The following is an 18,744-nucleotide window of genomic DNA, read 5'->3' on the forward strand; positions in this document are numbered from 1 at the left end:
CATTGCCTTCCCTCAGTTCAGTGCGTCGACCATGGCGAACAGTTCGTCGTCCGTCGCGTCGGTCAGGTCGGTCTCGTCGGTTGCCTGGGACGGGATCGCCACTGCGGCGGCCTTCTCCAGTGCCTCGGCCAGCTCACGCAGCCTGGGTGTCGCGGCCACCTGGCCCATGCTCAGCCGGCGCAGCAGCGTCGCGGCCAGGTCGTCCAGGTCCGCGCCGCCACCTTCCTTGCGTGGCAACGTCTCGGCCAGGAAGCCGGCCAGCGCGGCCGGGGTCGGGTAGTCGAACACGAGGGTGGCCGGCAGGGACAGCCCGGTCACGGTGTGCAGCCGGCCACGCAGCTCGACCGCGGTGAGCGAGTCGAACCCGAGGTCCTTGAACGGTTTCGCGGCGCCGATCGTGGCCGCCGAGCCGTGGCCGAGCACGGCCGCGACCTCGGTCCGCACCAGGTCCAGGATCGCCGCGTCCCGCTCGGTCTCGGGCAGTCCGGCGAGGCGGTCGGCGAGGTTGTCCTGTGCCGGCCTGGCGGTCGTGCGGACCAGGCCACGCAGCAGGTGCGGGGTGTCGTCGCGGAACGCGGCCAGGTCGAGCCGCATCGGCGCGAGCCGCGGCCGGTCGCCACGCCAGGAGGCGTCGAACAGGGCGAGCGCGAGGTCGGCCGGGATCGGCCGCAGGCCGCCCTTGCCCCGGCTCGCCATGCCGTCCTCGGTTTCCCAGGCGCCCCAGGCGAGTGCGACCGTGTTCGGCCGGGTCGCGGCGAGTGCGTCGAGGAACGCGTTGGCCGCGGCGTAGTTCGCCTGGCCCGGTGCGCCGAACGTGGCGGCGGCCGAGGAGAACAGCACCAGCGGGGTGCCGGGCGCGGTCAGCTCCGCCAGGTTGAGCGCACCGTCCACCTTGGGCCGGAGCACCGCGGCCAGCCGGTCCTCGGTGAGGCCGGTGACGATCCCGTCGTCGAGGACACCGGCCGCGTGCACCACCGCGGACACCTCGTGCGTGGCCAGCAGCGCGGCCAGCGCGTCGCGGTCCGCCGTGTCACACGCGGCGATGGTCGCCGTGGCACCGAGTCCGGACAGTTCGGCGGCCAGCTCCGGCGCGTGCCCGGTGCGGCTGGTGAGCACCAGGTCCGTGACGCCGTGCGCGGTGACCAGGTGCCTGGCGACCAGCCGGCCGAGTGCGCCGGTGCCGCCGGTGACGAGCACCGTGCCGGTGGGCGAGTCCCCGGTCTCGACGGACGCGCGGACCAGGCGGGGCGCCAGCGGGACGCCGTCGCGGATGGCCACGCGGGGCTCGCCGGTGGCCAGTGCCGTGCCGAGGTCGCCGGTGCCGTCGGTGTCGACCAGGACGAAGCGGCCGGGGTGCTCGGCCGACGCCGACGCGACCAGGCCCCAGACGGCGGCGTTGGTCAGGTCGGTGACGTCCGGACCGGCGGCGCCGGTCGTGCGGAACGCCAGCGTGATGCCGGCGTACTCCGGCTCGTCCAGCCAGGCGCGGATTATCCGGCGGACCCGGTTGGTCACCGCGTGCACGCTTGCCGCGTCCGCCCGGCCGGCCGCCAGCGACAGGACGACGAACCTCGTGTCCGCCGGGGCGCGGTCCAGCTCCTGGTAGTCCACATAGGACACCGTGGTGTCCGCGTCGACCGGGGTCCAGTCCACCTCGTACAGCGCGTCGGCGGTCGCCGCGCCCGCCTCCCGGAGGGTCGCGGCGGACACCGGGCGCATGATCAGCGAGTCGACCGTGGCGACCGGGTTGCCCGTGCCGTCCGCGATGGTGAACGACACGCCGTTCGAGTCCGCCGTGGACAGCCTGGCCCGCAGTGCCGCCGCGCCGGTGGCGTAGCGGGACACGCCGGTCCAGGAGAACGGCAACCGGCCCCGGCCGGCTGCCTCGCCGTCCGACCACTCGACGCCGCCGGCCGCCATCGCCTGCAGGACCGCGTCCAGCAGGCCGGGGTGGATGCCGAAGTCGGCGGCCGGGGCGTCCTCGGGCAGGGCCACCTCGGCGTAGACGTCCGTGCCGTCCCGCCAGACCCGTCGCAGGCCGGCGAACATCGGGCCGTAGTCGAAGCCGGTGGCCGTGGCGGTCTCGTAGAAGCCGGCGATGTCCAGCTCCTCGGCGGCCGGCGGCCAGCTGAGCAGGCCGGCCGGGGCCGTCTCGTCGGCGGGGGCGAGGATGCCGGTCGCGTGCTGGGTCCAGTCGCCGTTCTGCCGCGAGTGGACGGTCAGGGTCCGCTCCCCCGCCGCGTTCGGCGCGCCGGCGAGCAGCTGGACGGTGACCTCGCCGGTGCGCGGCAGGATCAGCGGGGTGAGCTGGGTCAGCTCCGCGAGCCGTGGGCAGCCGGCCACGGTGCCGGCGTGGAGAGCCAGCTCGACGTACGCGGTGCCCGGCACCACTGCCAGGCCCGCCACGTCGTGCTCGGCGATCCAGGCATGCGTCGCGGTCGAGAGCGTGCCGGTGAACAGCAGCTCCCCCGAGTCGGCCAGCTCGGCGACCGCCCCCAGCATCGGGTGCCCGGCCGCGGCCAGGCCGGCGCCGGCCACGTCGGCCCCGCCGGTGTCGGTCAGCCAGTACCGGTCCCGCGCGAACGGGTAGGTCGGGACCGCGACGCGGTTCCCGCCACCGAAGAACGCCGGCCAGTCGACGGCGGCACCGCTCGCCCACAGCGTGGCCAGCGCGGTGACCGCGGTACGGGCCTGCGGCCGGTCGCGGCGCTGGGCGGCCACGGCGGTGACGGGTGCGTCCGGCAGGCAGTCGCGGACCATGGCCGCCAGCACGCCGTCCGGCCCGATCTCCACGAACCGGGTGACGCCCTTCGCCCGCATGGCCGCCACGGTGTCGGTGAACCGGACGGTGGCGCTGACGTGGTTCACCCAGTAGTCCACAGTGGACATCTCGGCCGGCAGCTCGATGGCCGGCTCGTGGAAGGCGATCGTCTCGACGACCGCACGGAACTCGTCGAGCATGGGGGCCATCAGCGGTGAGTGGAACGCGTGTGAGACCTTCAGCCGCTTGGTGCGCTCGAAGTTCGCCGCGATGGCCAGGACCTCGGCCTCGTCGCCGGAGATCACGACCGAGCCCGGGCCGTTGAGCGCGGCGATCGACACCTGGCCGGTCAGGAGCGGGCGGACCTCGTCCTCGGTGGCGACCAGGGAGACCATCGCGCCGCCGGGCGGCAGCGCGGCCATCAGCGCGGCCCGCGCGGAGACGAGCTTTCCGGCGTCGGCCAGGGAGAACACGCCGGCGTGGTGCGCGGCGGCGATCTCGCCGATCGAGTGGCCGCCGATCATGTCCGGGCGAACGCCCCACGACTCGAACAACCGCAGCAGCGCCACCTCGATCGCGAACAGCGCGGGCTGGGTCCAGCCCGTGTTGTCGAGGTCGCCGGCGCCATCGACGCCGAGGATCACCTCGCGCAGGCCCTCGGGCAGCACGGCCAGGGCCTCGTCGAAGGCCGCCGCGAACGCCGGGTAGGTCGCGTACAGCTCGGCGCCCATGCCGACCTGCTGCGCGCCCTGGCCGGTGCACACGAAGCCGGTCCTGCCCGGGGCGGCGACGCCGCGCACGGTCAGGCCCAGTTCCTCGCCGGGCGCCGCGACGATGACGCCGCGGTGCTCGAACACCGCGCGGGCGGTGGCCAGCGTGTAGCCGGCGTCGGTGCGGTTTCCCCGGTAGGTCGCGAGGTTGGCGGCCTGGCGGTCGACGGCCTCCGGTGTCCTGGCGGACAGCGGCAGGGCGACCACCGGCAGCTCCGCCGACTCGGCCACCGGCGCCGGGTCGACGCCCTCGATGATGACGTGGGCGTTGGTGCCGGAGATCCCGAACGACGAGATCCCGAACCGGCGTGGCCGCCCGGCGGCCGGCCAGGCGACCGGCTCGGTGACCAGGTCGATCGCGCCGGTCGTCCAGTCCACGTGCGGGGTCGGCTCGGTGACGTGCAGCGTCTTCGGCACGACGCCCTCGCGCATGGCGGCGACCATCTTGATGATGCCGCCGACGCCGGCCGCGGCCTGCGCGTGCCCGATGTTGGACTTCAGCGAGCCGAGCAGCAGCGGGGTCTCGCGGTCCTGGCCGTACGTGGCCAGCAACGCGTTCGCCTCGATCGGGTCGCCGAGCTTCGTGCCGGTACCGTGCGCCTCGACCACGTCGACATCCGAAGTGGACAGACCGGCATTGGCCAGCGCGGCGCGGATCACCCGCTCCTGCGACGGGCCGTTCGGCGCGGTCAGGCCGTTGGACGCGCCGTCGGAGTTGATCGCCGAGCCACGCAGCACGGCGAGGACCGGGTGCCCGTTCCGCTCGGCGACCGACCGGCGCGTGACCAGCAGCAGGCCGACGCCCTCGGCGAAGCCGGTGCCGTCGGCGGACGCGTCGAACGCCTTGCACCGGCCGTCGCCGGCGAGCCCGCCCTGCCGGCCGAACTCGCTCCACAGCTCCGGGGTGGACATCACGGCGACGCCACCGGCGAGCGCGAGGTCGCACTCGCCGGCCCGCAGCGCGGCGGCGGCCAGGTGCAGTGCGACCAGCGACGACGAGCACGCGGTGTCCACGGTCAGCGCGGGGCCTTCGAACCCGAACGTGTAGGACACCCGGCCGGCGATCACCGACGCCGCGCTGCCGTTGCCGACGTAGCCGGCCAGCTCCTCGGGCACGGTACGCAGCCGGGCGCCGTAGTCCTGGCCGCTCGTGCCGGCGAACATGCCGACCCTGGTGCCACGCAACGAGACCGGGTCGATGCCGGCCCGTTCCACGGTCTCCCAGGCCACCTCCAGCAGCAGGCGTTGCTGCGGGTCCATGGCCAGCGCCTCGCGCGGCGAGATCCCGAAGAACGCCGGGTCGAACTGGGCGGCGTCGTACAGGAAGCCGCCCGTGCCGGTGCCGGGCCAGCCGCGGTCGGCCGGGAACGGACCCAGCGCGTCGACGCCGTCGGCGACGAGCCGCCACAGGTCCTCCGGGGTGCGGACCCCGCCCGGGTAACGGCAGGCCGCGCTGATGAGCACGATGTCGTCACCGCCAACGGCCGCCGGGGCCGCCACGACCGGGGCCGGGGCCGCGGCGCCGAGCAGGCGGCCACGCAGGTGCGCGGCCAGCACGGTGGGCGTGGGATGGTCGAACACCAGCGTGGCCGGGAGCCGCAGGCCGGTCGCGGTGTTGAGGCGGTTGCGCAGCTCGACCGCGGTCAGCGAGTCGAAACCGACGTCCTTGAACGCGCGGTCGGGCTCGACGGCGTCGCCGCTCGAGTGGCCGAGCACGCCGGCCGCGGTCGTGCGGACCAGGTCGAGCAGGGCCGCGTCCGCGTCGGCCTCGGCGAGCGACGCCAGCCGGGTGCGCAGGGAACCGTCGTCGGTCGCGGCGGATGCCGTGCGGCGCCTGGGTTTGCGTGCCAGGTCGCGGAGCAGTGCCGGCACGGTGCCGGTCAGGCCGGCGGTGTCCAGCTTGATCGGGACCAGCAGCGGCTCGTCGACCGTGGTCGCCAGGTCGTACAGGGCCAGGCCGAGCTCGGTGGGCAGCGGGGTCATGCCGCCACGGCCGTGCCGCGCGACGTCGCCGGTGTCCAGGTGGCCGGTCATCGCGCTGGCCTGTGCCCACAGGCCCCAGGCCAGTGAGGTGCCCGGGAGCCCCAGCGAGTGGCGGTGTGCGGCGAGTGCGTCCAGGAACGTGTTGGCCGCCGCGTAGCTGCCCTGCCCGGCGCCGCCGAACACGCCGGCCGCGGACGAGAACAGCACGAACGCGGACAGGTCGTGGCCGGCGGTCAGCTCGTGGAGGTTGATCGCACTGTCCACCTTGGACCGCAGCACGGTGGCCAGCCGGTCCGGCGTGAGGCCCGTGACGAGGCCGTCGTCCAGCAGGCCGGCCGCGTGCACCACGGCGGTCAGGTCGTCCTTGGCGACGAGCTTGGCCAGCGCCTTCCGGTTGGTGGTGTCGCAGGCCGCGATCCGGACGGTGGCACCGAGCTCGGTCAGCTCGGCACGCAGCTCCTTGGCACCGGCGGCCTTCGGCCCGGTGCGGCTGACCAGCAGCAGGTTCCTGGCGCCGTGGTTGACGACCAGGTGGCGGGCCAGCGCGGCGCCGAGCACCCCGGTACCGCCCGTGATCAGCACGGTGCGGTCCGGGTCGAGCGCCGGCGGCACGGTCAGCACGACCTTGCCGACGTGCTTGGCCTGGCTGACCAACCGGAACGCCTCCGGTGCCCGGCGCACGTCGTACTCGGTGCGCGGCAACGGGGTGAGCACGCCGTCCTCGAAGAGGACGCGGAGCGCGGCGAGCATCTCGCCGATGCGGTCCGGGCCCGCCTCGGACAGGTCGAACGCGCGGTAGGTCACGCCGGGGTGGTCGGCGGCGACCGTGGCCGCGTCGCGGATGTCCGTCTTGCCCATCTCGATGAACCGGCCGCCGCGCGGCAGCAGGCGCAGCGAGGCGTCCACCAACTCGCCGGCCAGCGAGTCGAGCACCACGTCGACGCCGTCCGCGAACGCCTGCTCGAAGCCGGCGTCGCGGGAGGAGGCGAGCTGGCTGTCGGCGAAACCGTTGGCACGCAACACGTCCCACTTGCCGGGGCTGGCGGTGCCGAGGACGGTGGCGCCGAGGTGGCGGGCCAGCGCGGTGGCGGCCATGCCGACGCCGCCGGCCGCCGCGTGGACGAGGATCGACTCGCCCTCCCGGAGGTTGGCCAGGTCGACCAGTGCGTAGTAGGCGGTGAGGTAGACGATCGGGGCGGAGCCGGCCTCGGCGAACGACCAGCTGTCCGGGATCCTGGTGAGCAGCCGCGCGTCGGTGACCGCGAGCGGGCCGAAGGAGCCGGCGAACATGCCCATCACGCGGTCGCCGGGGGCGAGCGTGGTGACGTCGGCCGCGACCTCGGTGACGACACCGGCGCCCTCGTTGCCGAGCAGTCCCGCCTCGCCCGGGTACATGCCGAGCGCGTTGAGCACGTCCCGGAAGTTCAGGCCGGACGCCCGCATGGCGACCCGGACGTGGCCCGGGGCAAGGGGTTCGGCCACCTCGGGGCACGCGGCGAGCGTGAGGTTCGCCAGGCTGCCCTTGTTCGTCGAGTCCAGCCGCCACGGGCCGGCCGGCGGGATGAGCGTGGCGCTGGTGGTCGCCTTCGCCAGGCGTGGCACGGCCAGTCCTTCGCCGCGGACCGCCACTTCCTGCTCACCGGTGGCGATGGCCGCGGCGAGCCCCGGGTCGCCGGGGCCCGAGCCACTGACCAGTGCGAGGCGGCCCGGGTTCTCGGCGGCCGCGGCGCGGACCAGGCCGGTCACCGCGGCGTGGGTCAGGTCGTTCGTGGTGAAGACCAGGCGGGCGTCGGCGAACCGGTCGTCGGCGAGCCACGCCTGGATCAGGGCCAGCGCGGCGGCGGTCACCTCGTGCACCGCGGCGGCGGACAGGTCCTGTCGTGGCAGGGAGACCACCGCGTGCGCCGGGACCTCGGCCAACGAGGCCAGGTCGACCTCGCCCACCTCCCCCAGGTGGCCGAAGGCCGCGGTGTCCGATGTGGACAGCGGGGTCCAGTTCACCCGGAACAGGGAGTCGTGGCCGGTCGGGGCCGACACGGTCCCGATGGGGCGCAGGGTGAACTCGTCGGCGGACAGGACCGGGGCGCCGGTCGCGTCGGTGACCAGCAGGGACACCGAGTCCGCGCCGGTCGGGGTGAGGCGGGCCCGCAGGGCGGTCGCGCCGGTGGCGTGCAGGGTGACGCCGGACCAGGCGAACGGGAGGACACCGGGGCCGGACGCGGCCTTCGTCAGGCCGATCGCGTGCAGGGCGGCGTCGAGCAGGGCCGGGTGCACGCCGAAGCCGTCGACCTTCGCGTCCAGGGCGACCTCGGCGTAGACCTCGTCGCCCTTGCGGTAGGCCGTGCGCAGGCCCTGGAAGGCCGGGCCGTAGGACAGGCCGCCACCGGCCAGCGTCGCGTAGTAGTCCGTCAGGTCAACGGGTTCGGCGCCACGCGGCGGCCATTCGGTGAGCCCGGCCGGCTCCTGGGTGGGCGCGGTGTCGAGGGTGGCGGCGGCGTGCTGGGTCCACCGGGTGCCGTCGACGGAAGACGAGACGGTGACGGGCCTCGCGCCCGCGTCGTCGGGGGCGCCGACGTGCACCTGCAACGCGGTCCCGCCGTCGAGGACGAGTGGGGCGAGCAGGGTCAGCTCGGCCACGTGGTCGAGGCCGACGTGGTCGCCGGCCGCGGTCACCATGTCCAGGAACGCGGTGCCGGGCAACAGGATCGCGCCACCGACCTCGTGGTCGGCGACCCACGGGCAGGTGCGGGTGGAGAGGCGGCCGGTGAGCACCAGCTCGTCGGTGTCGGCGAGTGCGATGGCCGCCGGGAGGAGCGGGTGGGTGCCCGCGGCGAGACCGAGACCCGTCGCGTCGCTGGGGGTGTCGGTGATCGTCAGCCAGTAGTGGTCGCGCTGGAAGGGGTAGGTCGGCAGTGGGACGAGGCGGCCGTCGGCCGGCCACGCCACCTCGCCGCCGCGGGTCCACAGCTCGCCGAGGGAGGTGCCGAAGCGGGTCAGGTCACCGTCGTCGCGGCGGAGCGTGCCGAGCGCGACGCCGGTCCGGCCGGCCACGTCGAGGGTGTCGGTGATGGCCGGGGCGACCACCGGGTGCGGGCTGGACTCGACGAAGAAGCCGAAGCCGTCGGCGGCCAGCGCCTGGATGCCGGCGGCGAACCGGACGGTCGAGCGCAGGTTGCGGTACCAGTACTCGGCGTCGGTCGGGACGTCCAGCCAGCGGGAGTCCACCGTGGAGTAGAAGGGGATGCTCGGGGTCCGGGGGGTGATCCCGGTCAGCGCGGCCAGGATGTCGGCGTGGATGTCCTCCACGTGCGCGGAGTGCGAGGCGTAGTCGACCTTGACGCGGCGGGCCTGGATCCCGTCGGCCTCGCAGGTCGCGGCCAGCTCGTCGAGCGCGGTGGCGTCGCCGGAGACGATGGTGGCCTCGGGGCCGTTGATGGCCGCGATCGAGACACCCTCGGGCAGCACGACCTTGTCAGCGGGGAGCGCGACGGACATCATCCCGCCGGCACCGGCGATGGCGATGATGGCCTTGCTGCGCAAGGCGACGACCGTGGCGGCGTCGGTCAGGGACAGCGCCCCGGAGACAGCGGCGGCGGCGATCTCGCCCTGGGAGTGGCCGATGACCGCGTCGGGGCGGACGCCACCGGCCTGCCACAGCGCGGCAAGCGACACGTTCACCGCCCACAGCGCCGGCTGCACCACGTCGACCCTGGCGAGCGCGTCCTGGTCGGCGAGGACGTCCATGAGCGACCAGTCGACGTGCGGTGCCAGGGCGGCCGCGCACTCGGCGAGCCGGGCGGCGAAGGCCGGGGAGGACTCGGCCAGCGCGAGGCCCATGCCGGCCCACTGCGCACCCTGACCGGGGAAGACGAACGCGATCTTGCCGGACACGTCGGCGATGCCGGCGGTGACGTTCGGCCCGTCGCCGGCCACGTCGGACAGTGCGGCGGCGAGTGCCTCGGCGTCCGCGCCGACCGCGACCGCACGACGGCGCAACGCGGCCCGGTGCTGGGACATGGTGGTCGCCAGGTCGGCCGGGTGGGCCGGGGTTTCCGCCAGCTCACCGGCGAGCGCACGCAACGCGTTCTGGTCATGGGCGGAGACCGGGACGACGAACGGGCCCGTCGCCGTGGGCGCCTCGGGCTCCTCGGTCGCCGGGGCCTGCTCGATGATCACGTGGGAGTTGGTGCCGCTCACCCCGAACGACGAGATGCCCGCGCGGCGCGGACGGTCGACCGACGGCCACGGCGTCAACGACGTCGCCAGTTCGACCGCTCCGGCCGTCCAGTCCACCTCGCGGGTCGGCTCGTCGACGTGCAGCGTCGGCGGCACCTGGCCGTGTCGCATGGCCAGCACCATCTTCATCACCCCGGCCACACCCGCCGCGGCCGCGGTGTGCCCGATGTTCGACTTGATCGAGCCCAGCAGCAGCGGGGTCGCGCGGCGCTGCCCGTACGTCGCCAGCAGGGCCTGCGCCTCGATCGGGTCACCAAGCGTCGTGCCGGTGCCGTGTGCCTCCACCACGTCCACGTCCGATGTGGACAGTTGGGCGGACGCCAGTGCCGCCGTGATCACCCTTTGCTGTGACGGGCCGTTCGGCGCGGTCAACCCGCTCGACGCGCCGTCCTGGTTCACCGCGGAGCCGCGGATCACCGCCAGCACCGGATGGCCGTTGCGTTGCGCGTCGGACAGCCTCTCCAGCAGCAGCATGCCGGCGCCCTCGCCCCAGCCGGTGCCGTCCGCGGCGTTGGCGAACGCCTTGCACCGGCCGTCGCCGGCCAGGCCGCGCTGCTTCGAGAACTCCACGAACGACATGGGCGTGGACAGCACGGTCACGCCGCCGGCCAGCGCGAGCGAGCACTCGCCGCCGCGTAGCGCGGAGACCGCCAGGTGCATGGCGACCAGGGACGCCGAGCACGCCGTGTCCACGGTGACCGCCGGGCCCTCCAGCCCGAAGGTGTAGGAGATCCGGCCGGAGACCACGCTCGCGCCGATGCCGGTCGCCAGGTAGCCCGCCGACTCCTCGGGCGCCTGGCTCGCGAGTGCCGCGTAGTCCTGGCCGTTGGTGCCGGCGAACACGCCGGTCCGGCTGCCCCGCAACGAGAGCGGGTCGATGCCGGCCCGCTCCATGGCCTCCCAGCAGATCTCCAGCAGCAGCCGCTGCTGCGGGTCCATGGCGACGGCCTCCCGCGGCGAGATGCCGAAGAACGCCGGGTCGAACCGGCCGACGCCGTCGAGGAACGCGCCACTGTCCACATAGGAGGTGCCGGTCTCGCCGTCGCCGACGAGCGCGTCGAGGTCCCAACCCCGGTCGGCGGGGAACGGTCCGACCGTGTCCACGCCGTCGGCGAGTAATCGCCACAGCTTCTCCGGGGTGTCGGCGCCGCCGGGGAACCGGCAGCTCATCGCCACGATCGCGATCGGCTCGGTCCGCGTCTCCTCCAGCTCGCGCACCCGTGCCCGGCTGCGCCGCAGGTCGGCGGTGACCTTCTTCAGGTAGTCGAGAACCTTGGTGTCCTGGTCGTTGCTCACAGGCCGAACTCCTCGTCGATCAGGTCGAACATCGCGTCGACGCTGTCAGCTTCGATATCCGCGTCCGCCTCGGCGCCCGCCGGCCGGCACTTGGCCAGCACGGCCTCGAGACGCGCGGTCAGCGCACGGCGGGCCGCCTCGTCCAGCTCGGCCACCGCGTCCTCCACCCGGTCCAGCTCGGCGAGCACGCCGGGCCCCTGCCGCGGGGCCAGCTCCTCGTCGAGGTAACCGGCGATGGCCAGCGGGGTCGGGTAGTCGTAGAGCAGGGTGGCCGGCAGCCGCAGGCCCGTCGCCGCGCCGAGCCGGTTGCGCAGCTCGACCGCGGTCATCGAGTCGAAACCCTGTTCCAGCAGGCCGCGAGTGTTGTCCACGGCGCCCGCGCTCGCGTGCCCGAGGACGGCCGCGGTGTGCGTGCGGACCAGCTCCAGCAGCAGGCGGGCCCGGTCCGCCGCGTCCTTGCCGTCCAGTGTGGACAGGAAGTCCGCGACGGGAGCGGCCTCGACCGTGTGCAGCTCGGCGAGCAGCGGACTCGGCCGGGTCGCGGTGAAGTCGGGGGCGAACCGCGCCCAGTCGACGTCGGCGACCGCGGTGACCGCGGGGCCGGCATGGTCCAGCGCGTGCCCGAGCACGGCCAGTGCCAGCTCCGGACGCAGCGGGGTCAGGCCGCCCCGGCGGGCCCGGTCGGCCGCGCCCCCGGCGGCCATGCCGCCTTCCGCCCACGGGCCCCAGCCGAGCGAGACGGCCGGAAGTCCCTGTGCGGCACGGGCTTCCGCCAGCGCGTCCAGGTAGGCGTTGGCCGCCGCGTAGTTCGCCTGGCCGGGATTGCCGAGCGTGCCGGTGAGGCTCGAGAACATGACGAACGCGTCCAGGTCGCCGGCCAGCTCGTGCAGGTTGGCCGCGGCGATCGCCTTGGCACGCAACACGGTGGCCAGCCGGTCCGGGCTGAGCGTGGCCAGCATGCCGTCGTCGAGCACACCCGCCGCGTGGAACACCGAGGTGGGGCGGTACTCGTCGAGCAGTGCGGCCAGCGCGTCCCGGTCCGCGATGTCGCAGGCGGCGACGGTGACCCCCAGTTCGGCGACCAGCTCGGCAGCACCCGGTGCGGCCGGGCCGGAACGGCTGGTGAGCACGATGTGCTCGGCACCGCGGCCGGCCAGCCAGCGCGCGACGTGCTTGCCGAGCGCGCCGGTGCCGCCGGTGACCAGGACCGTGCCGCGTGGGGTCCACGGCCGCGCCTCGCCGGACTCGGCCGGCAGCAGCCGGGCGGCGAACACGCCGGCCGGCGTGATGGCCACCTGGTCCTCGTCGCCGGCCAGCACGGCAGCCAACACCGATCCGTCCACTGTGGACGGCAGGTCGACCATGCCACCCCACCGGTCGGGGTGCTCCAGCGCGGCGACCCGGCCGATGCCCCACAGCTGCGCGGCCAGCGGGTCGGCGACCCGGTCGCCGACGGTCACCGCGCCGCTGGTGAGCAGCCAGATCGGCGCGGCGACGTCGGCGGTGGCCTGGATGAGCGCGACCGTCAGCGCCGCCGGCAGGATCGGGTCGGTGCCGGCGTGGCCGAGCAGCGACAGAATGCCGGCCGGCGCCGGGCACTCCGCGAGTGCCGTGGCCAGCGTGCCCGGCAGGGTCGCCGCGTCGGTCACCTCGACCAGGACGGTGTCCAGGCCGAGGTCCGGGACGTCGACGCCCGCGGGCACGACCAGCAGGTAGCGGCCGGTCGCGGCGCCGGTCGGGGTGATCGGCACCCAGTCGGTCGTATACCGGACGCGGTCGACGGCGGCGGCGTCGCGGCGGGAGCGGCGCCAGGTGCCGAGCGCGGGCAGGACGTTGCCCAGTGCCTCGGCGTCCACCCGCAGCCGGTCGGCCAGCTCGGTGAGGTCGGCGTTCTCCACGGCCGCCCAGAACTCGGCGTCCACCTCGTCGACCGGGGCCTCGGCCGGCGCCTGGTCGAGCCAGTAACGCTCACGTTGGAAGGCGTAGGTCGGCAGGTCGATCACCCGGCCCTCGGTGAGGGACGTGAGGTCGACCGGGACGCCCCGCACGAACAGGTGCCCCAGCGCGGTGACGAAGGTGTGGACCTCGCTCGCCTTGCGGCGTTGGGCCGGGATGGCGCCCACGCCGTCGGCGATGTCGAGCGTCATCGGCGTGAGGACCGCGTCCGGCCCGATCTCCAGGACCGTCGTCACCCCGCCGGCCAGCAGGTTCTCGACCGTGTCGTGGAAGCGGACGGTGTCGCGGACGTGGTCGACCCAGTAGTCGGCGGAGGCGACGTCGCCGGGCATGGGGATGGCCGGGTCCGCGAAGGTCAGGGTCGAGGCGACCGCGCGGAACTCGTCCAGCATCGGCTCCATCAGCGGCGAGTGGAACGCGTGCGAGACCGTCAACCGCTTGGTGCGCTTGAAGTTCGCCGCGATGGCGAGTGTCTCGGTCGCGTCGCCCGCGATGACCACCGAGCGGGGACCGTTGACCGCCGCGATCGACACCCGGTCGGTCAGCAGCGGACGGACCTCGTCCTCGGTGGCGACGATGGAGATCATCGCGCCGCCGGCCGGCAGCGCGGCCATCAGCGAAGCCCGTGCGGAGACGAGCTTTCCGGCATCGGCCAGCGAGAGCACACCGGCCACGTGGGCCGCGGCGATCTCACCGATCGAGTGCCCGGCCACGAAGTCCGGCCGCACGCCGAACGACTCGACGAGCCGGTACAGCGCGACCTCGTAGGCGAACAGCGCCGGTTGGGTCCAGCCCGTGTCGTCGAGATCGCCCGTACCGTCGAAGATCACCTCACGCAGGCCGTCGGGCAGGACCGTCAGTGCCCCGTCGAACGCCGCCGCGAACGCCGGGTACGTGGCGTACAGGTCCGCGCCCATGCCGACGCGCTGCGCGCCCTGACCGGTGAACACGAACGCCGTCCTGCCGCTCACCGGCGAGCCGGTGACGGTCAGCTCCGCCAGTCCCGCCAGCAGCTCGTCGCGGGTGCCGGCGACGACCACCGCGCGGTGGCTGAACGTGGCGCGCGCGTTGAGCAGCGTGTGCGCGATGTCCGCCAGCCGTCCGTCCACGGCGAGCGCCTCGGCCTGACCGGCGAGCGCCGCCGCGGACCTGGCCGAGAGGACGAACGGGCGGACCGCCTCCGGCGCCGGCTCGGGCTCCGCCGGGACGTCCTCCGCGTCCGGCTCCTCGATGATCACGTGGGCGTTGGTGCCCGAGATGCCGAACGAGGAGATCCCGGCGCGGCGGGTGCGCTCGCCGGCCGGCCACGGGGCCGGCTCGGTGAGCAGCCGGACGCCGGCCGTGTCCCATTCCACGTGCGGGCTGGGCGCGTCCACGTGCAGGGTCCTCGGCAGCTCGGCGCGCTGCAGGGCGAGCACCATCTTGATCACGCTCGCCACGCCGGCCGCCGACTGGGTGTGCCCGATGTTCGACTTGACCGAACCCAGCAGCAGCGGGCGGTCCGCGTCCCGGTCGGCGCCGTAGGTGGCGGCCAGCGCCTGCGCCTCGATCGGGTCGCCGAGCCTCGTGCCGGTGCCGTGCGCCTCGACCACGTCGACGTCCGAGGTGGACAGCTGGGCGGCCTGGAGCGCGGCCCGGATGACCCGTTGCTGCGCGGGGCCGTTCGGCGCGGTCAGGCCGTTGGACGCGCCGTCGGAGTTGATCGCCGAGCCACGCACCACGGCCAGCACGCGGTGGCCGTTGCGGCGCGCGTCGGACAGCCGCTCCACCACGACCATGCCGGCGCCCTCGGAGAACCCGGTGCCGTCCGCGGCGGCGGCGAACGCCTTGCACCGGCCGTCGGTGGCCAGGCCGCGGGCCCGGCTGAACCCGATGAACAGGCCGGGGGTGGCCATCACCGTGACGCCACCGGCCAGCGCCAGCTCGGAGTCCCCGCCCCGCAGCGACTGGATCGCCATGTGCAGTGCGACGAGCGACGACGAGCACGCGGTGTCCACGGTGACCGCCGGCCCCTCGAAGCCGAGGGTGTAGGCGATGCGCCCGGACGCGACGCTCGGCGCGCTGCCGTTGCCGAGGTAGGTCTCGATGTCGTCCGGCACGGAGTCCAGCCGGGTCGCGTACGCCTGGCCGTGGATGCCGGCGAACACGCCGACCTTCGCGCCACGCAACGAAAGCGGGTCGATGCCGGCGCGTTCCACAGCCTCCCACGAGGTCTCCAGCAGCAGCCGCTGCTGCGGGTCCATGGCCAGCGCCTCGCGTGGCGAGATGCCGAAGAACGCCGGGTCGAAGTCGATCGCGTCGGTGATGAAGCCGCCGTTGCGGGTGTAGGCGTGGCCGACCCGCTCGGGGTCGGGGTCGTAGACGTCCGGCCAGCCGCGGTCGGTGGGGAACTCGCCGATCGCGTCGCCGCCCTCGGCCAGCAGTGCCCACAGGTCCTCCGGCGTCGCGATGCCGCCGGGGAACCGGCAGCTCATGCCGACGATCGCGATCGGCTCGTCCGCGGCGGCCGCGGCCGTCACCGTCGCCTGCTCGCTGTCGGTCGCCGTGCCGAGCTGGGACAGCAGGTAGCCCGCCAGCGTGGCCGGGGTCGGGTAGTCGAACACGACCGTCGCGGACAGCCGGACACCGGCGGCGCCGGAGACCCGGTTGCGCAGCTCGACCGCGGTCAGCGAGTCGATGCCCAGCTCCACGAACTGGCTGTGCGCGTCGATCGTGTCCGTGGACGCGTGCCCGAGGACGAGTGCCGCGTTGGTGGCGACCATGTCGGTCAGCAGGCGCTCCTGCCCGGCCCGGTCCAGCCCGGCGAGCGCCTCGACGATGCCGGCGGCCTCCGCCGAGGTGTCCACCGTGCGGCGGACGGGCGCGCGGACCAGGCCGCGCAGCAGCGGCGCGACCGCGCCGGACGCACGCGCCGCGGTCGGGTTGACGCCGGCCGGGACCAGGTGCGGCGACGCCAGCGTGCGTGCGGTGTCCAGCAGCGCCAGACCGTCCTCGGTGGACAGTGGCACCATGCCGCCCCGGCTCATCCGGCGCAGGTCGGCGTCGGCGAGGTGCGCGGTGATGCCGGTCCGCTCGGCCCAGAGGCCCCACGCGGTGGCCACCGCCGGGCGGCCGTTCGCGACGCGGTCGTACGCGAGCGAGTCGAGGAAACCGTTGGCGGCGGCGTAGTTGCCCTGCCCGGGGCCGCCGAACGTGGCGGCGGCCGAGGAGAACAGGACGAACTCGGCCAGGTCCGCGTCCGCGGTGGCCTCGTGCAGGTTGAGCGCGGCGGTGACCTTCGGCGCCATGACGCCCGCGAGCCGCGCGGTGGTCAGCGAGCCGATCATGGCGTCGTCCACGACACCGGCGGTGTGCACGATGCCCACCAGATCGTCCACCGTGGACAGCAGGGTGTCCAGTGCCGCCCGGTCGGCGATGTCGCAGGCTTCGAGACGGACCCGCGCGCCCAGCTCGGTCAGCTCGTCCACCAGCTCCCGCGCGCCGTCGGCGCTCATGCCGCGGCGGCTGACGAGCAGGAGGTTCCTGGCGCCCAGGGTGGTGACGTAGTGGCGGGCGACGGCCGCGCCCAGCACGCCGGTGCCGCCGGTGATCAGGACGGTGCCGGCCGGGTCGAGCGCACGCGGGATGGTCAGCACGACCTTGCCGGTGTGCCTGGCCTGGCTGACGTGCCGGAACGCCGCGCGGGACTGGCGGACGTCGAACACGTGCGTCGGCAGGGGTTCGAGCACGCCGGCCGCGAACAGGCCGGCCAGCTCACGCAGGATCTCGGGGATGCGGGCCGGACCGGCCTCACCGGAGTCGAACGCGCGGTACCTGACGCCGGGGTGGTCGGCCGCGACCTGCTCCGGGTCACGCACGTCGGTCTTGCCCAGTTCGAGGAACCGGCCGCCGCGCGGCAGCAGGTCCAGCGAGGCGTCGACGAACTCCCTGGCCAGCGAGTCGAGCACCACGTCGACGCCCTCGCCGCCGGTGGCCTCGAGGAACGTCTCACGGAACGCCAGGTCGCGGGAGGACGCGAGGTGGTCGACACCCAGCTGCCGCAGGGCCGGCCACTTCGGCGGGCTCGCGGTCGCGAACACCTCGGCGCCGAAGTGCTTGGCCAGCTGGATCGCGGCCATACCGACGCCGCCGGCGCCGGCGTGCACCAGGACCCGCTCCCCCGCTCGCAGCCCGCCGAGGTCGACGAGCGCGTAGTAGGCGGTGAGGAACACGATCGGCACGGACGCGGCCGTCGCGAACGACCAGCCGGCCGGGATCGGCGCCAGGCAGTGCGCCGGCGCGACCGCCTGGTTCGCGAAGGTGCCCTCGAACAGGCCGAACACCCGGTCGCCCGCGGCGAAGCCGGTCACGTCGGACCCGACCTCGACCACGATGCCCGCTCCCTCGCTGCCGAGTGCGCCGGCCTCGCCTGGGTACATGCCGAGCGCGTTGAGCACGTCGCGAAAGTTCAGGCCGCCTGCCCGCAGCTCGATCCGCACCTCGTTCGGCGCGAGTTCCTTGTCCTCGTACGGCATCAGCGCGAGGTCGTCGAGCACGCCCTTCTCGGGCTGGTCGAGCCGCCACGAACCGTCCGGAATGGACAGTGCACGGTGCTCCGCCCCCACCCGCGCGAGGCGGGGTGCGGTCAGCGAGCCCGCGCGGATGGCCAGCTGCGGCTCGCCGGTGTTCAGGACCGTCGGCAGTGCCTGGACCGACGCCGCGGGCACCGGGTCGGGGCCGGCGCCGAACGCGCGGGCCGGGTCGAGGTCGACCAGCTGTAGCCGGTCGGGCTCCTCGGCCTGCGCCGAGCGCACCAGGCCCCAGACCGCGCCGCCGCTCAGGTCGGTGACCCGCTCGGTCACCGAGGTGGCCATGGCGCCGCGGGTCAGCACGAGAACGGCGGTGGCCGCGAACCGCGCGTCCGCCAGCACCTCGCGGACCACGTCGAGCATCCGGTCCGTGGTGGCGAGGACGTCACCTTCCGTCGTGGACTCGACGAGCAGGACGCTCGGCGCGTCGGGCACGTCGGCGAGGGTCTGCCGGCGGTCGACTGTGATGCCCGCCGCGGCCAGCTCGGTGTCCACGGTGAACACGTCCGGGCCGATCGCTGCCCAGGTGTCGGGTGACGGTGTGGTTCCGGTGACGGGCGCCCAGTCGACCTGGAACAACGCGTCGGCGGCCGGATCCGGGGCGGCGGTCTCGGTGGACATGGCGCGGACGGTCAGGGAGTCGACGCGGCCGACCGGTTGGCCCGCCTCGTCGGCGAGGTCGATCGCGAACGCGTCGTCGGCGACCGGGGACAGCCGCACCCGCACCGCGGTCGCGCCGGACGCGGTGAAGCGGACGCCCGACCAGACGAACGGCAGCCGGCCCGCCTTGTCGGCGAACATCGCGGACACGCCGACCGCGTGCAGGCAGGCGTCGAGCAGCGCCGGGTGCATGGTGAACCGGCTCGCGGCACCGGCCTGGTCGGCCGGCAGCGCGATCTCGGCGTACACGTCGCCGCCGAGCTGCCAGGCCGCACGCAGGCCCTGGAACGCCGGCCCGTAGCCGAACCCGATCTCCGCGAGCCGCTCGTACAGGCCGTCGACCGGCAGCGCGGTCGCGCCGGCCGGCGGCCAGGTCCTGTCCGGCGGGCTCGCGACCCGGCCGGTGGCCTGGCCTAATTGCCCGCTCGCGTGGCGGGTCCACGGGGCGTCGGCCGCCGCGTCGTCCGGTCGCGAGTGGACGGTCAGTGGGCGGGTGCCGTGCTGGTCCGGCGGG

At 74.6% G+C, this 18,744-nt stretch carries 2 protein-coding genes; both read right to left on the reverse strand.

The window, feature by feature from the left end; translation table 11 throughout:
- Positions 1–12: 12 nt before the first annotated feature.
- Complete coding sequence (locus tag VET29_RS08755; RefSeq protein WP_324917264.1) at positions 13–11,046, reverse strand: SDR family NAD(P)-dependent oxidoreductase; 11,034 nt, start codon at positions 11,044–11,046, stop codon at positions 13–15.
- A complete protein-coding gene (locus VET29_RS08760; RefSeq protein ID WP_324917273.1) occupies positions 11,043–18,716 on the reverse strand; it encodes a type I polyketide synthase in 7,674 nt (2,557 codons plus the stop codon). The genes VET29_RS08755 and VET29_RS08760 overlap by 4 nt, the downstream gene beginning before the upstream one ends.
- Positions 18,717–18,744 lie beyond the last annotated feature (28 nt).

Source organism: Actinophytocola sp., from assembly GCF_035634895.1.
Classification (GTDB): domain Bacteria; phylum Actinomycetota; class Actinomycetes; order Mycobacteriales; family Pseudonocardiaceae; genus Actinophytocola.